This window comes from Pseudomonas sp. LB-090624 (assembly GCF_003205205.1).
Taxonomy (GTDB): Bacteria; Pseudomonadota; Gammaproteobacteria; order Pseudomonadales; family Pseudomonadaceae; genus Aquipseudomonas.
In genome coordinates, this window is the sequence record NZ_QJRL01000026.1 from 14,432 (window position 1) to 31,119 (window position 16,688).

The following is a 16,688-nucleotide window of genomic DNA, read 5'->3' on the forward strand; positions in this document are numbered from 1 at the left end:
CAGCGGCCCGTTCGGGCGAGTGGCAGGTGCTGATGGCGCGGCGCAGATGCCGGACGCCCAACAAGGTGCAAATGACCTATGTCCAAGCGTGATTATTATGAGGTACTGGGTGTCGAGCGCGGCGCCAGCGAGTCTGACCTCAAAAAAGCCTATCGCCGCCTGGCGATGAAATACCACCCGGACCGCAACCCGGGTGACAAAGAGTCGGAAGACATGTTCAAGGAGGCCAACGAGGCCTACGAAGTGCTGTCTGATGCCAGCAAGCGCGCAGCGTTCGACCAGTATGGCCATGCGGGTGTCGACCCGAGCATGGGCGGTGGTGGTGCGGGCTTCGGTGGCGCCAACTTCTCCGACATCTTCGGTGATGTATTCAGCGACTTCTTTGGCGGTGGCCGTGGTGGTGGACGCGGTGGTGCCCAGCGCGGCAGCGACCTGCGCTACACCCTGGAACTGAACCTGGAAGAAGCGGTGCGCGGCACCACGGTCAGCATCCGTGTGCCGACCCTGGTCAACTGCCAGCCGTGCGACGGCTCCGGCGCCAAGAAGGGCTCGACCCCGTCGACCTGCCCGACATGTGGTGGCATCGGCCAGGTCCGCATGCAGCAGGGCTTCTTCTCGGTGCAGCAGACCTGCCCGCGTTGCCATGGCCAGGGCAAGATCATCACCGACCCATGCACCTCGTGCCACGGCGAAGGCCGTGTCGAGGAATACAAGACGCTGTCGGTCAAGGTGCCGGCGGGTGTCGACACCGGTGACCGCATCCGCCTGTCGGGCGAGGGCGAAGCCGGTACCCATGGTGGCCCGACTGGCGACCTGTATGTGGTGATCAGCGTGCGTGAGCACGAAATTTTCCAGCGTGACGGCAAGCACCTGTACTGCGAAGTGCCGATCAGCTATACCGATGCTGCCCTGGGTGGCGAGCTGGAAGTGCCGACCCTCGACGGTCGCGTGAAGCTGAAGATCCCGGAAGGCACCCAGACCGGTAAGCAGTTCCGTCTGCGTGGCAAGGGTGTTGCCCCGGTGCGTGGTGGTGGTGCGGGTGACCTGCTGTGCCGTGTGGCCGTAGAAACCCCGGTCAATCTCAGTCGCCGTCAGCGTGAGCTGCTCGAAGAGCTGCGTGATTCGCTGGAAGGCGACAGTTCCCACTCGCCCAAGGCCAGCGGCTGGTTCGATGGTGTGAAGCGCTTCTTCGGCGATCTCTGACAAGGAACAGGTTATGCGACGTATTGCAGTGATGGGCGCGGCGGGGCGGATGGGTAAAACCCTCATCGAAGCCGTGCAACAAACCTCGGGCGCGGGGCTGACCGCAGCGATCGATCGCCCTGACAGCTCGTTGGTCGGGGCTGATGCCGGAGAGCTGGCGGCACTTGGCCGAATTGGCGTGCTGCTGTCCGACGACCTGGCCAAGGTTGCCGACGAGTTCGATGTACTGATCGACTTCACTCACCCCTCGGTGACCCTGAAGAACCTCGCGTTCTGCCGCAAGCATGGCAAGGCGATGATCATCGGCACGACCGGTTTTACAGTCGAAGAGAAGCAGCTGTTGGCCGAAGCTGGCAAGGACATTCCAATCGTGTTCGCCGCCAACTTCAGCGTGGGGGTCAACCTTAGCCTCAAGCTGCTGGATATGGCTGCGCGGGTGCTGGGCGATGATGTCGATATCGAAATCATCGAGGCGCACCACCGGCACAAGGTCGATGCGCCATCGGGTACTGCGCTGCGCATGGGTGAAGTGGTTGCCAATGCGCTGGGCCGTGATCTGCAGGAAGTGGCGGTGTATGGCCGTGAAGGGCAAACCGGCGCGCGTGATCGCAAAACCATCGGTTTCGCTACCGTGCGTGCCGGCGATGTGGTGGGCGATCACACCGTGTTGTTCGCTGCCGAAGGCGAGCGCCTGGAAATCACCCACAAGGCCTCCAGCCGCATGACCTTCGCCAAGGGTGCCGTGCGTGCGGCACTGTGGCTGGATGGGCGCGAGCCTGGCCTGTACGATATGCAGGATGTGCTCGAGCTGCGTTAAGCCGTTCGAGTGGTATTGGCTGCTTCGCGGGCTTGCTCGCGAAGCGTCCACTGCCGATGTCAGTCTGTCGCAATCTTGTGTTTTAGAGACACATTCACGGTAGACCGAAAACGCACTTTTCTGTAAGCTACAGCTTTAGTGTGTCCACTAAAAGCGCGCAGCGAATTGAATTCAGCACATGAAAGCGGGGTGACGTGTCCATACGTCACTCCGCTTTTTTGCAACCTGCGATCGCCCTTTCATGCTTGATTTACGGGAGGTCTTCTTGACAAAGCCAGCCATACTCGCCCTTGCCGACGGCAGTATTTTTCGCGGTGAAGCCATCGGTGCCGACGGTCAGACCGTTGGTGAGGTGGTATTCAACACCGCTATGACCGGCTACCAGGAAATCCTTACAGACCCTTCCTACGCGCAGCAAATCGTTACCCTGACCTACCCGCACATCGGCAATACCGGTACTACGCCGGAAGATGCCGAGTCGAACCGTGTCTGGTCCGCTGGCCTGGTCATCCGTGACCTGCCGCTGCTGGCCAGCAACTGGCGTAACACCCAGTCGCTGCCTGAGTACCTCAAGGCCAACAACGTCGTTGCCATCGCTGGCATCGACACCCGCCGCCTGACCCGTATCCTGCGTGAAAAAGGCGCCCAGAACGGTTGCATCCTCGCCGGTGACAACATCAGCGAAGAAGCCGCCATCGCCGCCGCCCGCGGCTTCCCAGGCCTGAAGGGCATGGACCTGGCCAAGGTAGTTTCCACCAAGGAACGCTACGAGTGGCGCTCCAGCGTGTGGGAGCTGAAAACCGACAGCCACCCGACCATCGACGCAGCCGACCTGCCCTACCATGTGGTCGCCTTCGACTATGGCGTGAAGCTGAACATCCTGCGCATGCTGGTTGCCCGTGGCTGCCGCGTGACCGTGGTGCCGGCCCAGACCCCTGCCAGCGAAGTGCTGGCACTCAACCCGGACGGCGTGTTCCTGTCCAACGGCCCTGGTGACCCTGAGCCGTGCGACTACGCGATCCAGGCGATCAAGGAAATCCTCGAAACCGAGATCCCGGTGTTCGGTATTTGCCTCGGCCATCAGCTGCTGGCCCTGGCTTCCGGCGCCAAGACCGTGAAAATGGGGCACGGCCACCACGGTGCCAACCACCCGGTCCAGGACCTGGACACCGGTGTGGTCATGATCACCAGCCAGAACCACGGCTTCGCCGTTGACGAGGCAACCCTGCCGGCTAACGTTCGCGCCATTCACAAGTCGCTGTTCGACGGCACCCTGCAGGGTATCGAGCGTACCGACAAGAGCGCGTTCAGCTTCCAGGGCCACCCTGAAGCGAGCCCAGGCCCGACCGACGTCGCGCCGCTGTTCGATCGTTTCACCGATGCCATGGCCAAGCGCCGCTGAGCATCCTGCTTCAAGGCCCCGGGCCGGCACACGCCGCGCCCGGCAGCGCCTGACCCAGATTGTTCAAAGCGGCTTGCCGACTGACCCCGGATTTGAGTGACCACCATGCCAAAACGTACAGACATCAAAAGCATCCTGATTCTCGGTGCCGGCCCGATCGTGATCGGCCAGGCCTGCGAATTCGACTACTCCGGCGCCCAGGCTTGCAAAGCCCTGCGCGAAGAAGGTTTCCGCGTTATCCTGGTGAACTCCAACCCAGCCACCATCATGACCGACCCGGCCATGGCTGACGCCACCTACATCGAGCCGATCAAGTGGCAATCGGTGGCCAAGATCATCGAGAAAGAGCGCCCGGACGCCGTCCTGCCGACCATGGGTGGCCAGACCGCCCTGAACTGCGCCCTGGACCTGGAGCGCCACGGCGTTCTGGAGAAGTTCGGCGTAGAGATGATCGGCGCCAACGCCGACACCATCGACAAGGCCGAAGACCGCTCGCGCTTCGACAAGGCCATGAAGGACATCGGCCTGGAGTGCCCGCGCTCCGGTATCGCCCACAGCATGGAAGAGGCCAATGCGGTCCTCGAGAAGCTCGGCTTCCCATGCATCATCCGTCCATCGTTCACCATGGGCGGCACTGGCGGCGGTATTGCCTACAACCGTGAAGAATTCGAAGAAATCTGCACCCGTGGTCTGGATCTGTCGCCGACCAAGGAACTGCTGATCGACGAATCGCTGATCGGCTGGAAAGAGTACGAGATGGAAGTGGTCCGCGACAAAAAGGACAACTGCATCATCGTCTGCTCGATCGAGAACTTCGACCCGATGGGTGTGCACACCGGTGACTCGATCACTGTTGCCCCGGCGCAGACCCTCACCGACAAGGAATACCAGATCATGCGCAACGCCTCGCTGGCGGTGCTGCGTGAAATCGGTGTGGAAACCGGCGGTTCCAACGTCCAGTTCGGCATTTGCCCGAATACCGGCCGCATGGTCGTCATCGAGATGAACCCGCGCGTTTCGCGTTCCTCGGCGCTGGCATCGAAAGCCACCGGCTTCCCGATCGCCAAGATCGCCGCCAAGCTGGCCATCGGCTACACCCTCGACGAACTGCAGAACGACATCACCGGTGGCCGTACCCCGGCGTCCTTCGAGCCGTCGATCGACTACGTCGTCACCAAGCTGCCACGCTTCGCCTTCGAGAAATTCCCGAAAGCCGACGCTCGCCTGACCACTCAGATGAAATCTGTGGGTGAAGTCATGGCCATCGGCCGTACTTTCCAGGAATCCCTGCAGAAAGCCCTGCGCGGCCTGGAAGTCGGCGCCTGCGGCCTCGACCCGAAAGTCGACCTGGCCAGCCCGGAAGCCGGCAGCATCCTCAAGCGCGAACTGACCGTGCCGGGTGCCGAGCGTATCTGGTACGTCGCCGACGCCATGCGTTCGGGCATGACCTGCGAAGAAATCTTCAATCTGACCGGCATCGATATGTGGTTCCTGGTGCAGATGGAAGACCTGATCAAGGAAGAAGAGAAGGTCAAGACCCTGGCCCTGTCGGCAATCGACAAGGACTACATGCTGCGCCTCAAGCGCAAGGGCTTCTCTGACCAGCGTCTGGCTGTGCTGCTGGGTATCACCGACAAGAACCTGCGCCGTCACCGCCACAAGCTGGAGGTGTTCCCGGTGTACAAGCGCGTCGACACCTGCGCCGCCGAGTTCGCCACCGACACCGCCTACCTGTACTCCACCTACGAGGAAGAGTGCGAGGCCAACCCGTCCACCCGCGACAAGATCATGATCCTGGGTGGCGGCCCGAACCGTATCGGCCAAGGTATCGAGTTCGACTACTGCTGCGTACACGCCGCCCTGGCGCTGCGTGAAGACGGTTACGAGACCATCATGGTCAACTGCAACCCGGAAACCGTCTCCACCGACTACGACACTTCCGACCGCCTGTACTTCGAGCCGCTGACCCTGGAAGACGTGCTGGAAGTCTGCCGCGTCGAGAAGCCGAAGGGCGTGATCGTTCACTACGGCGGCCAGACCCCGCTGAAGCTGGCCCGCGCCCTGGAAGAAGCTGGCGTTCCGATCATCGGTACCAGCCCTGACGCCATCGACCGCGCCGAAGACCGTGAGCGCTTCCAGCAGATGGTTCAGCGCCTGAACCTGCTGCAGCCGCCAAACGCCACCGTGCGCAGCGAAGAAGAGGCCATCCGTGCTGCTGGCAGCATCGGCTACCCGCTGGTCGTGCGCCCGTCATACGTACTGGGCGGCCGTGCCATGGAGATCGTCTACGAGCTGGACGAGCTCAAGCGCTACCTGCGTGAAGCGGTACAAGTGTCGAACGACAGCCCGGTACTGCTCGACCACTTCCTCAACTGCGCCATCGAGATGGACGTGGATGCGGTGTGCGACGGCACCGACGTGGTCATCGGCGCGATCATGCAGCACATCGAGCAGGCCGGCGTACACTCCGGCGACTCGGCGTGCTCGCTGCCACCTTACTCGCTGAGCAAGGAAGTGCAGGATGAAGTCCGCGTTCAGGTCAAGAAAATGGCGCTGGAGCTGGGCGTGGTCGGCCTGATGAACGTGCAGCTGGCCCTGCAGGGCGACAAGATCTACGTGATCGAAGTCAACCCGCGTGCCTCGCGTACCGTACCGTTCGTGTCCAAGTGCATCGGCACTTCCCTGGCGATGATCGCGGCCCGCGTCATGGCTGGCAAAACCCTGAAAGAGCTGGGCTTCACCCAAGAAATCATCCCGAACTTCTACAGCGTCAAGGAAGCCGTCTTCCCGTTCGCCAAGTTCCCAGGGGTTGACCCGATCCTCGGCCCTGAGATGAAATCGACCGGTGAAGTCATGGGTGTCGGTGACAGCTTCGGTGAAGCCTTCGCCAAAGCCCAGATGGGTGCCAGCGAAGTGCTGCCGACCGGCGGTACCGCGTTCATCAGCGTGCGCGACGACGACAAGCCACAAGTGGCTGGCGTTGCCCGCGACCTGATCGCCCTGGGCTTCGAAGTGGTTGCTACTGCCGGCACCGCCAAGGTTATCGAAGCGGCTGGCCTGAAAGTGCGCCGTGTGAACAAAGTGACCGAAGGTCGCCCGCACGTGGTCGACATGATCAAGAACGACGAAGTGTCGCTGATCATCAACACCACCGAAGGCCGCCAGTCGATCGCCGATTCCTACTCGATTCGTCGCAATGCGCTGCAGCACAAGATTTACTGCACCACTACCATTGCGGCTGGTGAAGCCATCTGCGAAGCGCTGAAATTCGGTCCGGAAAAGACCGTTCGCCGCTTGCAGGATCTGCATGCAGGACTCAAAGCATGAGTATTACCAAGTACCCGATGACCGTCCAGGGCGCCCGCGCCCTGGAAGAGGAGCATCTGTTCCTGAGCAAGACCGAGCGCCCGCGCCTGAGCCAGGCCATCGGTGAAGCACGGGAACTGGGTGACCTCAAGGAAAACGCCGAATACCATGCCGCCCGCGAGGAGCAGGGCATGGTCGAGGCGCGTATCCGTGATATCGAAGGCCGTCTGCAGAATTCGGTGGTCATTGATGTGACCACTATCCCTCATACTGGCAAGGTGATTTTCGGTACCACCGTGGTACTGGCCAACACCGAAACAGATGAAGAGGTGACCTACCAGATCGTTGGCGAGGATGAAGCCGACGTGAAGCAGGGCAAGCTGTCGAGCGGCGCTCCCATTGCCCGTGCCATCATCGGCAAGGAAGAAGGTGATACCGTCGTCGTCAAGACGCCTAGTGGCACGGTCGAGTACGAGATTGTCGAAGTCAAGCACATCTGACCGGCGCCTGCGGGCGCCATCCCTTGAGGGGATCCTCTGGCAACTGGCCCAGGTATTCTGGGTCGGAGGCCTGTGGGTGTTCCACGTGGGGCTGGTGCCTGCGCTCAAGGTCAGTGGCCTGGCGCCGCTGCTGGTGCAGGATATCGCCGGGCAGATCGACCGCTGGTTGATCGGCGTGGCGTTACTTGGCTTGTTGACCCAGCTGGCAGTGCTGGCAAGGGTGGACGGCCTGGCGGCCTGGTGGCGGCAGTTCCGGGGCCAGATGCTGTTGCTCGGCTTCGGTGCCTGCGTGGGGTACTACACCTTGCGCTACGGCATTTCCGTCGGCGAGCGCTGGCAGATGTTCTGCTTCCTGGTGCTGGGCTTTTCCGGCATTGTCCTGGTGGCCCAGCCGGTGCCGGTCAGGGCGCGTCCGACGCGCCACTGACCGGGGCCACTGTTACTTGTAACGGTGGATGTTGGACAGCTGCTTGTTCGGCTGTGGGTTCTTGCGGTAGATCAGGGCTTTCTTGCCGATGGTCTGCACCAGCTCGGCACGGCCGGCCTTGCACAGCTCGGCAATGGTCTCTGCGCGTTCTTCGCGGTCTTCCGAGCGGATTTCGACCTTGATCAGTTCGTGGTCGACCAGAGCGCGCTCCAGCTCGGCGATGACGCCTTCATTCAAACCGTTGCCAGCAACGATCAGGACCGGCTTCAGGTCATGACCAATGGACTTGTATTGCTTCTTCTGCTCGTTATTGAGCGGCATAATCTGACCCTTTCCGTCTGATTCTGTAAAATTGACCGGCATTTTACCCGAGGGCCACCGGCTCCGCCCAGTCAATCACGACGCATATCATCGAGGTGCCCCGTGGTACAACGTTCCAAAAGCAGCGCAAACTGGCTGCGAGAGCATTTCAACGATCCTTTTGTGAAGCAGGCACAGAAGGATGGCTACCGCTCGCGTGCGAGCTACAAACTGCTGGAGATCCAGGAAAAAGACCGCCTGATCCGTCCCGGCATGAGCGTCATCGACCTCGGCGCGGCCCCGGGTGGCTGGTCGCAGGTGACCAGTCGTCTGATTGGTGGCCAGGGTCGGTTGATCGCTTCCGACATCCTGGAAATGGACTCGATCCCCGATGTGACCTTCATTCAGGGCGATTTCACCGATGATGCCGTGCTCCAGCAAATCCTCGAGGCGGTAGGGGATTCGCATGTAGACCTTGTGATTTCCGACATGGCCCCCAATATGAGTGGTACGCCCGAAGTGGACATGCCGCGCGCAATGTTCCTCTGTGAGCTGGCCCTGGATCTGGCAACCCGCGTACTGAAGCCTGGCGGTGATTTCCTGATCAAGATTTTCCAGGGCGAAGGTTTCGACATGTACCTGAAGGATGTGCGCACCAAATTCGACAAGGTGCAGATGCGCAAACCATCCTCTTCGCGGGATCGTTCGCGTGAGCAGTACCTGTTGGGCAAAGGTTTCAAAGGCGCTTGAAAGGCGTGAAGCGCGGCGGCTGATAGTTATTTCCAATTGGCCGCGGCGTCAGGATTGTCCGAACTTCGTGTAGTCTAGCTTTCACAAAGGGTTACAGACGGTGCCTGCGGCTGCGTAGGTAATGTAGTAAGTTAGGGCGATGAATATCATGCGAGGCACGGCTGCGTCGTGCGCCGGCCTCAGAGGGTAGCGAATTGAACGACATGGCAAAGAATCTGATCCTGTGGTTGATCATCGCAGCTGTCCTGGTGACAGTGATGAACAACTTCTCCAGCCCTAACGAGCCGCAGACCCTCAACTACTCCGACTTCATCCAGCAGGTCAAGGATGGCAAGGTCGAGCGTGTGACTGTCGACGGCTACATCATTACCGGCAAACGCGCCGACGGCGACAACTTCAAGACGGTGCGCCCGGCCATTACCGATAACGGCCTGATTGGCGACCTGGTCGACAACCATGTGGTCGTCGAAGGCAAACAGCCTGAGCAGCAGAGCATCTGGACCCAGTTGCTGGTAGCCAGCTTCCCGATCCTGGTGATCATTGCCGTGTTCATGTTCTTCATGCGCCAGATGCAGGGCGGTGCGGGCGGCAAGGGCGGGCCGATGAGTTTCGGCAAGAGCAAGGCGCGCCTGCTGTCGGAAGACCAGGTCAAGACCACCCTGGCCGATGTCGCAGGTTGCGATGAAGCCAAGGAAGAAGTCGGCGAGCTGGTCGAGTTCCTGCGTGACCCGGGCAAGTTCCAGCGCTTGGGTGGCCGTATCCCGCGTGGCGTGCTGATGGTTGGCCCGCCCGGTACGGGTAAGACCCTGCTGGCCAAGGCCATCGCCGGTGAGGCGAAGGTGCCGTTCTTCACCATCTCCGGTTCGGACTTCGTGGAAATGTTCGTCGGTGTCGGTGCCAGCCGCGTTCGCGACATGTTCGAACAGGCCAAGAAGCACGCCCCGTGCATCATCTTCATCGACGAGATCGACGCCGTTGGTCGCCACCGTGGCGCCGGCATGGGTGGCGGTCACGACGAGCGTGAGCAAACCCTCAACCAGTTGCTGGTGGAGATGGACGGCTTTGAAATGAACGATGGCATCATCGTCATCGCCGCAACCAACCGTCCGGACGTGCTCGACCCGGCATTGCTGCGTCCCGGCCGCTTCGACCGCCAGGTAGTGGTTGGCCTGCCGGATATCCGTGGTCGCGAACAGATCCTCAAGGTGCACATGCGCAAGGTGCCGATTGGCGAGAACGTCAACCCGGCCGTCATTGCCCGTGGTACCCCAGGCTTCTCCGGTGCCGACCTTGCCAACCTGGTCAACGAAGCATCGCTGTTTGCCGCGCGTTCCAACAAGCGCCTGGTCGAAATGAAAGAGTTCGAGCTGGCCAAGGACAAGATCATGATGGGCGCCGAGCGCAAGACCATGGTCATGTCCGAGAAGGAAAAGAAGAACACCGCTTACCACGAGGCTGGCCATGCCATTGTCGGTCGCCTGGTGCCTGAGCACGACCCGGTCTACAAGGTTTCCATCATCCCGCGTGGCCGTGCCCTGGGTGTGACCATGTTCCTGCCGGAAGAAGACCGCTACAGCCTGTCCAAGCGTGCGCTGATCAGTCAGATCTGCTCGCTGTACGGTGGCCGTATTGCCGAAGAGATGACGCTGGGCTTCGATGGCGTCACCACCGGTGCGTCGAACGACATCATGCGTGCCAGCCAGATCGCTCGGAACATGGTCACCAAGTGGGGCCTGTCCGAGAAGCTCGGCCCGCTGATGTACGCCGAAGAAGAGGGTGAAGTGTTCCTCGGCCGCAGTGCCGGCAGCCAGCACGCCAGTGTCTCGGGCGAGACTGCCAAGCTGATCGACTCCGAGGTCCGCAGCATCATCGATCAGTGCTACGCCACTGCCAAGCAGCTGCTGATCGAGAACCGCGACAAGCTTGAAGCCATGACCGAAGCGCTGATGAAGTATGAGACCATTGATGCCGATCAGATCGACGACATCATGGCTGGGCGTACGCCACGCGAACCGCGTGACTGGGACGATGACAAGGATTCGGGCACGCCTGCGGCCCAGAATGATCGTCCGGAATCGCCAATCGGCGGCCCAGCAGCTCAACACTAAGGGCATCTATGAGCTCAGTGCAGTACCCGACCCGGTTGCCTTGCGGCAACCGGGTTCTTGATTTGTCACGTACCCATGTCATGGGTATTCTCAATATCACCCCTGATTCCTTCTCCGATGGCGGGCGTTTCAGCCAGCGCGACGAGGCTCTGCGTCATGCCGAAGCCATGGTTGCCGCAGGCGCCACGCTGATCGACATTGGTGGCGAGTCCACCCGGCCAGGCGCGCGCGCGGTCTCGGTCATCGAGGAACTGGAGCGGGTGGCGCCGATGGTCGAGGCCATCAATAGCCGCCTCGACGTGGTCATCTCTGTCGATACCTCCACGCCTGCCGTTATGCGTGAGTCGGCCCGTCTCGGTGCCGGGCTCATCAACGACGTGCGGGCCCTGGAGCGCGATGGTGCGCTGGATGCAGCGGCAGATACCGGTTTACCCGTGTGCCTCATGCACATGCGTGGCGAGCCCGGTAACATGCAGGACGACCCGCATTACGAAGACGTGACTGCCGACGTTGCACGATATCTTGAGCAGCGGATGGCCGCCTGTGCGGCCGCCGGCATCGACACGAACAAAGTCATTCTTGACCCGGGCTTTGGTTTCGCCAAGACATTGGCGCACAACCTGAGCCTGTTCAAGCACATGGAAGCGCTCTATCGCCTGGGGCGCCCGTTGTTGGTGGGCGTTTCACGAAAGAGCATGATCGGCCTGACGCTGGAACGTCCGGTCGGCGAGCGGTTGTACGGCAGCCTTGCGCTGGCGGCGTTGGCCATGACCAAGGGAGCCAGCATCCTTCGTGTCCATGACGTGGCCGAAACTGTCGATGTGGTGCGCATGATCGCTGCGGTGCAAAACGCCGAATAAGAACATTGGAGTCCCTATGAGCAGAAAATACTTTGGTACCGACGGCATTCGTGGCCGCGTCGGCGAATACCCGATCACGCCTGACTTCATGCTGAAGCTTGGCTGGGCGGCAGGCATGGCCTTCCGCAAGCAGGGGCACTGCCGTGTGCTGGTGGGCAAGGATACGCGTATCTCCGGCTACATGTTCGAGTCCGCACTCGAAGCCGGTCTGGCCGCGGCAGGTGCCGATGTCATGCTGCTGGGGCCAATGCCTACGCCGGCCATCGCCTACCTGACCCGCACCTTCCATGCCCAGGCGGGGATTGTCATCAGTGCCTCGCACAACCCGCACGAAGACAACGGCATCAAGTTTTTCTCGGGCCAGGGCACCAAGCTGCCGGACGAAGTCGAGCTGATGATCGAGGAGCTGCTTGACCAGCCGATGACGGTTGTCGACTCGGGCAAGTTGGGCAAGGTTTCCCGCATCAATGATGCTGCCGGCCGCTACATCGAGTTCTGCAAGAGCAGCGTGCCGACCAGCACCAGCTTCGACGGTCTCAAACTGGTGGTCGATTGCGCCCACGGCGCCACCTATAAGGTCGCGCCTAGCGTATTCCGCGAGCTGGGTGCCGACGTAACGGTGCTGCATGCCCAGCCGGACGGTCTGAACATCAACGAAGGTTGCGGTTCGACCCACATCGAATCGCTGCAGGCCGCCGTGTTGGTAGGCCATGCCGACCTCGGTATTGCCTTCGACGGTGATGGCGACCGCGTGTTGATGGTCGATCACACCGGTGCCATCGTTGACGGTGACGAACTGCTGTTCATCATCGCGCGCGATCTGCACGAGCGTGGCAAGTTGCAGGGCGGGGTGGTGGGCACGCTGATGAGCAACCTGGGCCTGGAGCTGGCGCTGAAGGACCTGGATATCCCATTCGTGCGGGCCAAGGTAGGCGACCGTTACGTCATGGCCGAGTTGCTGGAGCGTGAATGGCTGGTGGGGGGTGAAAACTCCGGCCACGTCGTGTGCTGCAACCACACCACCACGGGTGACGCGATCATCGCTGCGCTGCAGGTGTTGATGGCGCTCAAGCGTCGTGGCGAAACCCTGGCTCAGGCCCGTCAGGCCCTGCGCAAGTGCCCGCAGGTGCTGATCAATGTACGCTTCGGTGCCAGCAAGGTCGACCCGCTGGAGCACCCGGCCGTCAAGGAGGCCAGTGCCAAGGTTACCGAAGCACTGGCTGGCCGTGGCCGCGTGCTGTTGCGCAAGTCGGGCACCGAGCCTCTGGTGCGGGTGATGGTCGAGGGCGAGGACGAAAGCCAGGTGCGTGGTCATGCAGAAGCACTGGCCAAGCTGGTCGGCGAAGTTTGTGTCTGAAGGCGCTTGCCAGCGCAGATCTGGTTGGGTAAGATCTGCGCCCACTTTGACCGACGAGGTAAAGCATGCGTCGCCCTATGGTAGCTGGTAACTGGAAGATGCACGGTACCCGCGCTAGCGTCGCTGAGCTGACCAAAGGCTTGAGCAATCTTGCCTTGCCGAGCGGAGTGGAAGTCGCGGTATTTCCACCGGCCCTGTTCATCAATCAAGTGATCGATGGCCTGGCGGGTAAAGAAATTACTGTCGGCGCACAGAATTCTGCTGTACAACCCGAACAGGGTGCGCTGACCGGAGAAATTTCTCCTGAGCAGCTGGTTGAAGCAGGTTGCAAGTTGGTGTTGATTGGCCATTCGGAGCGTCGCCAGATCATTGGCGAAACCGATGAAGTGCTGAATCGCAAGTTTGCAGCGGCCCAGGCCAAAGGTTTGAAGCCAGTGCTTTGTATCGGGGAAACCCTTGAAGAGCGCGAGGCTGGCAAGACGCTCGAAGTTGTCGGGCGTCAACTAAGCAGTATCATCGAAGCATTCGGTGTTAAGGCTTTTGCCAATGCAGTAATTGCCTATGAGCCTGTATGGGCCATCGGCACCGGCCTTACGGCCACGCCACAGCAGGCCCAGGATGTGCATGCCGCCATCCGCGGCCAGCTGGCGGCAGAAGATGCTGAAGTAGCTGCGAAGGTGCAGTTGCTCTACGGCGGCAGCGTGAAGGCGGCCAATGCGGCCGAACTGTTCGGCATGCCGGATATCGATGGGGGTCTCATTGGTGGGGCTTCCCTGAACGCAGACGAATTCGGTGCAATTTGTCGCGCCGCAGGAAACTGAACAAATGCTGGAAACAGTCATCGTTGTTTTTCATCTGTTGGCAGCGCTGTCGCTTGTAGTGCTGGTTCTGTTGCAACAGGGTAAAGGTGCGGAAGCAGGTGCATCTTTCGGCGCGGGTGCTTCTAATACCGTGTTCGGGAGCCAGGGCTCTGCAACGTTCCTAAGTAAATTAACTGCAATACTCGCTGCCACTTTCTTTTTGACAGCACTTGGGTTAGGATACTTCGCGAAGCAACAAGCTCACCAGCTTAGCCAAGCAGGTCTTCCAGATCCAGCAGTGCTAGAAGTGAAAGAGCCGCAAAAACCGGCAGTTAATGATGATGTACCGGTGCTCCAACAGCAGAAGAGCGAAACCACCAATACCACTGGTGATGTACCTCCTCCAGCGCAAGAGCAGAAGTAACGGGTTTCAAGTAGTAACATTGCCGAGGTGGTGGAATTGGTAGACACGCAACCTTGAGGTGGTTGTGCCCATAGGGTGTAGGGGTTCGAGTCCCCTTCTCGGTACCAATTGAAGCTTGAGAGCCCGCTTTAGCGGGCTTTCTTGCAGGTGAAGGTTTGGATTTGACCCTCAGCAGGGTTCGGTCTTATACTTTCGCCCCAGCTTTGTCGCGGGGTGGAGCAGCTTGGTAGCTCGTCGGGCTCATAACCCGAAGGTCGTTGGTTCAAATCCAGCCCCCGCAACCAGCTTCAGCGGAGCCCCTTTTCAGGGGCTTTTTGCTAACCGAACAGTTTTCGGCGTCGTTGTCCAACGGCGCTTTCAGGGATGGGCGCTTTGCCCATTTTTTATTTGCACAGCATGCACGAGGGGGTTCAGGTGTCGAGCAAGCTAGAACAGTTGCAGGCCTTGTTGGCCCCGGTTGTCGAGGGTCTGGGCTATCAGTGCTGGGGGATCGAGTTCGTTTCCCAGGGTAAGCATTCGGTACTGCGCATCTACATCGACAAGGAAGACGGCATTCTGGTGGATGACTGCGAAGCGGTCAGCCGTCAGGCCAGCGCCATTCTCGATGTGGAAGATCCAATCAGCAGTGAGTACACCCTCGAGGTGTCTTCTCCAGGCATGGATCGCCCACTGTTCACTCTGGAACAGTTTGCCTCGCATGCCGGCGAACAAGTGAAGATCAAGCTGCGCTCACCCTTCGAGGGTCGTCGTAACTTCCAGGGCCTTCTCCGCGGTGTGGAGGAGCAGGACGTGGTGGTCCAGGTGGACAACCAGGAGTTCCTGTTGCCGATCGACTCGATCGACAAGGCCAATATTATTCCCAGTTTTGACTGAGACGTGCCGGGCCCGGCGGACTATCCGGGCCCAATGGCTTGCGCAAGGCGAGGCGTACGATGAGCAAAGAAGTACTGCTGGTTGTTGAATCGGTATCCAACGAAAAAGGTGTACCGCCCGGCGTCATTTTCGAAGCGCTGGAAGTGGCCCTGGCCACTGCAACCAAAAAACGTTTTGAAGACGAAGTCGATCTGCGTGTGGAAATCAACCGCCACACCGGTAGCTACGAGACCTTCCGTCGCTGGACCGTGGTCGATGAAGCGGATCTTGATGATCCGGCGATCGAGACCTGGCTGGACAAGATCAAGGACACCCACCCTGAAGCCAAGGTTGGTGACGTGATCGAAGAGAAGATCGAGTCCATCGAGTTCGGTCGTATCGCCGCCCAGACCGCCAAGCAGGTCATCGTGCAGAAGGTCCGTGAGGCCGAGCGCGCCCAGGTGGTCGATGCTTACCGCGAGCGCGTTGGCGAGATCATTTCCGGTACCGTGAAAAAGGTTACCCGCGACAACGTCATCGTTGACCTGGGCAACAACGCCGAGGCCTTGCTGGCCCGCGAAGACATCATTCCGCGCGAAACCTTCCGTGTCGGCGTGCGCCTGCGTGCGCTGCTCAAGGAAATTCGCACTGAAAACCGTGGCCCTCAGCTGATCCTGTCGCGCACCGCGCCGCAGATGCTGATCGAGCTTTTCCGCATTGAAGTGCCGGAAATTGCCGAAGGGCTGATCGAAGTCATGGCTGCTTCCCGTGATCCGGGTTCGCGAGCCAAGATCGCCGTCCGCTCCAAGGACAAGCGCATCGACCCGCAAGGCGCCTGCATCGGCATGCGTGGTTCGCGCGTCCAGGCCGTATCCGGGGAGCTGGGTGGTGAGCGTGTGGATATCGTCCTGTGGGACGATAACCCGGCGCAGTTTGTCATCAACGCCATGTCGCCGGCTGAAGTCGCGGCGATCATCGTTGATGAAGATGCCCATGCCATGGACATCGCCGTCGCCGAGGACAACCTGGCCCAGGCCATTGGCCGTGGCGGTCAGAACGTTCGTCTTGCCAGTCAACTGACCGGTTGGACCCTGAACGTGATGACCGAGAAGGACATCCAGGCCAAGCAACAGGCCGAAACCGGTGACATCCTGCGCAATTTCATCGATGAACTGGAAGTCGACGAGGAGCTGGCCCAAGTGCTGGTCGACGAAGGCTTTACCAGCCTCGAAGAAATTGCCTACGTACCGTTGGAAGAAATGCTCAACATCGATGGCTTTGACGAAGATATCGTCAATGAGCTCCGCGCTCGAGCCAAGGACCGTTTGTTGACCAAGGCCATCGCTACCGAAGAAAAACTGGCAGACGCCCACCCGGCCGAAGACCTGCTCTCCCTTGAGGGCATGGACAAGGACCTGGCGGCTGAACTGGCGGTGCGCGGCGTGGTTAACCGCGAAGACCTGGCCGAGCAGTCGATCGACGATCTGCTCGACATCGACGGCATCGACGAAGAGCGTGCCGGCAAGTTGATCATGGCCGCCCGAGCCCACTGGTTCGAGTAATTAGGCGCGGCCTGAGGAGA

The 16,688-nt window shown here is 60.4% G+C and carries 15 protein-coding genes and 2 tRNA genes; 16 read left to right on the forward strand and 1 reads right to left on the reverse strand.

Annotation, left to right across the window (positions count from 1 at the left end):
* Positions 1 to 78 precede the first annotated feature (78 nt).
* From dnaJ to DMX11_RS20330, 6 genes are all read left to right on the forward strand, one after another.
* Positions 79 to 1,203, forward strand: coding sequence for a molecular chaperone DnaJ (gene dnaJ, locus DMX11_RS20305; protein ID WP_110746145.1), 1,125 nt, complete (start codon positions 79 to 81; stop codon positions 1,201 to 1,203).
* Between the two features lie 13 nt (positions 1,204 to 1,216).
* Positions 1,217 to 2,020, forward strand: a complete 804-nt coding sequence (dapB, locus tag DMX11_RS20310; protein ID WP_012053753.1) for a 4-hydroxy-tetrahydrodipicolinate reductase — start codon at positions 1,217 to 1,219, stop codon at positions 2,018 to 2,020.
* A 265-nt stretch (positions 2,021 to 2,285) separates the two neighbouring features.
* On the forward strand, positions 2,286 to 3,422 hold the full coding sequence (gene carA / locus DMX11_RS20315; protein WP_110746147.1) for a glutamine-hydrolyzing carbamoyl-phosphate synthase small subunit: 1,137 nt from the start codon (positions 2,286 to 2,288) through the stop codon (positions 3,420 to 3,422).
* A gap of 105 nt (positions 3,423 to 3,527) precedes the next feature.
* Positions 3,528 to 6,749: a carbamoyl-phosphate synthase large subunit gene (gene carB, locus DMX11_RS20320; RefSeq protein WP_110746149.1), complete on the forward strand. Its 3,222-nt coding sequence runs from the start codon at positions 3,528 to 3,530 to the stop codon at positions 6,747 to 6,749.
* Positions 6,750 to 6,751: 2 nt separating this feature from the next.
* Positions 6,752 to 7,228 carry a transcription elongation factor GreA gene (gene greA / locus DMX11_RS20325; RefSeq protein WP_024717413.1) on the forward strand — a complete coding sequence of 159 codons (477 nt, stop codon included), beginning with the start codon at positions 6,752 to 6,754 and terminating at the stop codon, positions 7,226 to 7,228.
* Entirely contained in the window at positions 7,206 to 7,655 is a 450-nt protein-coding gene (locus tag DMX11_RS20330; RefSeq protein ID WP_110746151.1) for an MFS transporter, read from the forward strand. Before greA ends, DMX11_RS20330 begins: the two co-directional genes overlap by 23 nt.
* Positions 7,656 to 7,667: 12 nt before the next feature.
* Here the strand turns inward: DMX11_RS20330 and yhbY are convergent, their stop codons facing one another.
* The gene (yhbY, locus tag DMX11_RS20335; RefSeq protein WP_003249945.1) at positions 7,668 to 7,976 is read right to left on the reverse strand and encodes a ribosome assembly RNA-binding protein YhbY; all 309 of its coding nucleotides are present in this window, start codon (positions 7,974 to 7,976) and stop codon (positions 7,668 to 7,670) included.
* Positions 7,977 to 8,078: 102 nt separating this feature from the next.
* On the opposite strand from yhbY, the gene rlmE reads away from it, so the two are divergent.
* The 10 genes from rlmE to nusA all read left to right on the forward strand — a co-directional run bounded on the left by rlmE (position 8,079) and on the right by nusA (position 16,668).
* Entirely contained in the window at positions 8,079 to 8,705 is a 627-nt protein-coding gene (rlmE, locus tag DMX11_RS20340) for a 23S rRNA (uridine(2552)-2'-O)-methyltransferase RlmE (protein WP_110746153.1), read from the forward strand.
* Positions 8,706 to 8,908: 203 nt separating this feature from the next.
* The gene (gene ftsH, locus DMX11_RS20345; RefSeq protein ID WP_110746155.1) at positions 8,909 to 10,813 is read left to right on the forward strand and encodes an ATP-dependent zinc metalloprotease FtsH; all 1,905 of its coding nucleotides are present in this window, start codon (positions 8,909 to 8,911) and stop codon (positions 10,811 to 10,813) included.
* Between the two features lie 8 nt (positions 10,814 to 10,821).
* A complete protein-coding gene (gene folP / locus DMX11_RS20350) occupies positions 10,822 to 11,673 on the forward strand; it encodes a dihydropteroate synthase (RefSeq protein WP_110746157.1) in 852 nt (283 codons plus the stop codon).
* Positions 11,674 to 11,689: 16 nt separating this feature from the next.
* Entirely contained in the window at positions 11,690 to 13,030 is a 1,341-nt protein-coding gene (glmM, locus tag DMX11_RS20355; protein ID WP_110746160.1) for a phosphoglucosamine mutase, read from the forward strand.
* Positions 13,031 to 13,095: 65 nt separating this feature from the next.
* The gene (gene tpiA / locus DMX11_RS20360; RefSeq protein WP_110746162.1) at positions 13,096 to 13,851 is read left to right on the forward strand and encodes a triose-phosphate isomerase; all 756 of its coding nucleotides are present in this window, start codon (positions 13,096 to 13,098) and stop codon (positions 13,849 to 13,851) included.
* A gap of 4 nt (positions 13,852 to 13,855) precedes the next feature.
* On the forward strand, positions 13,856 to 14,254 hold the full coding sequence (secG, locus tag DMX11_RS20365) for a preprotein translocase subunit SecG (RefSeq protein ID WP_110746164.1): 399 nt from the start codon (positions 13,856 to 13,858) through the stop codon (positions 14,252 to 14,254).
* A gap of 21 nt (positions 14,255 to 14,275) precedes the next feature.
* Positions 14,276 to 14,361, forward strand: a tRNA-Leu gene (locus tag DMX11_RS20370).
* A 100-nt stretch (positions 14,362 to 14,461) separates the two neighbouring features.
* Positions 14,462 to 14,538: transfer RNA gene (locus tag DMX11_RS20375), tRNA-Met, on the forward strand.
* 130 nt (positions 14,539 to 14,668) lie between these two features.
* The gene (gene rimP, locus DMX11_RS20380) at positions 14,669 to 15,127 is read left to right on the forward strand and encodes a ribosome maturation factor RimP (protein ID WP_060509592.1); all 459 of its coding nucleotides are present in this window, start codon (positions 14,669 to 14,671) and stop codon (positions 15,125 to 15,127) included.
* A gap of 59 nt (positions 15,128 to 15,186) precedes the next feature.
* Positions 15,187 to 16,668 (forward strand): transcription termination factor NusA, encoded by a 1,482-nt coding sequence (gene nusA / locus DMX11_RS20385; RefSeq protein ID WP_009685349.1) that lies wholly within the window; start codon positions 15,187 to 15,189, stop codon positions 16,666 to 16,668.
* Positions 16,669 to 16,688: the final 20 nt, after the last annotated feature.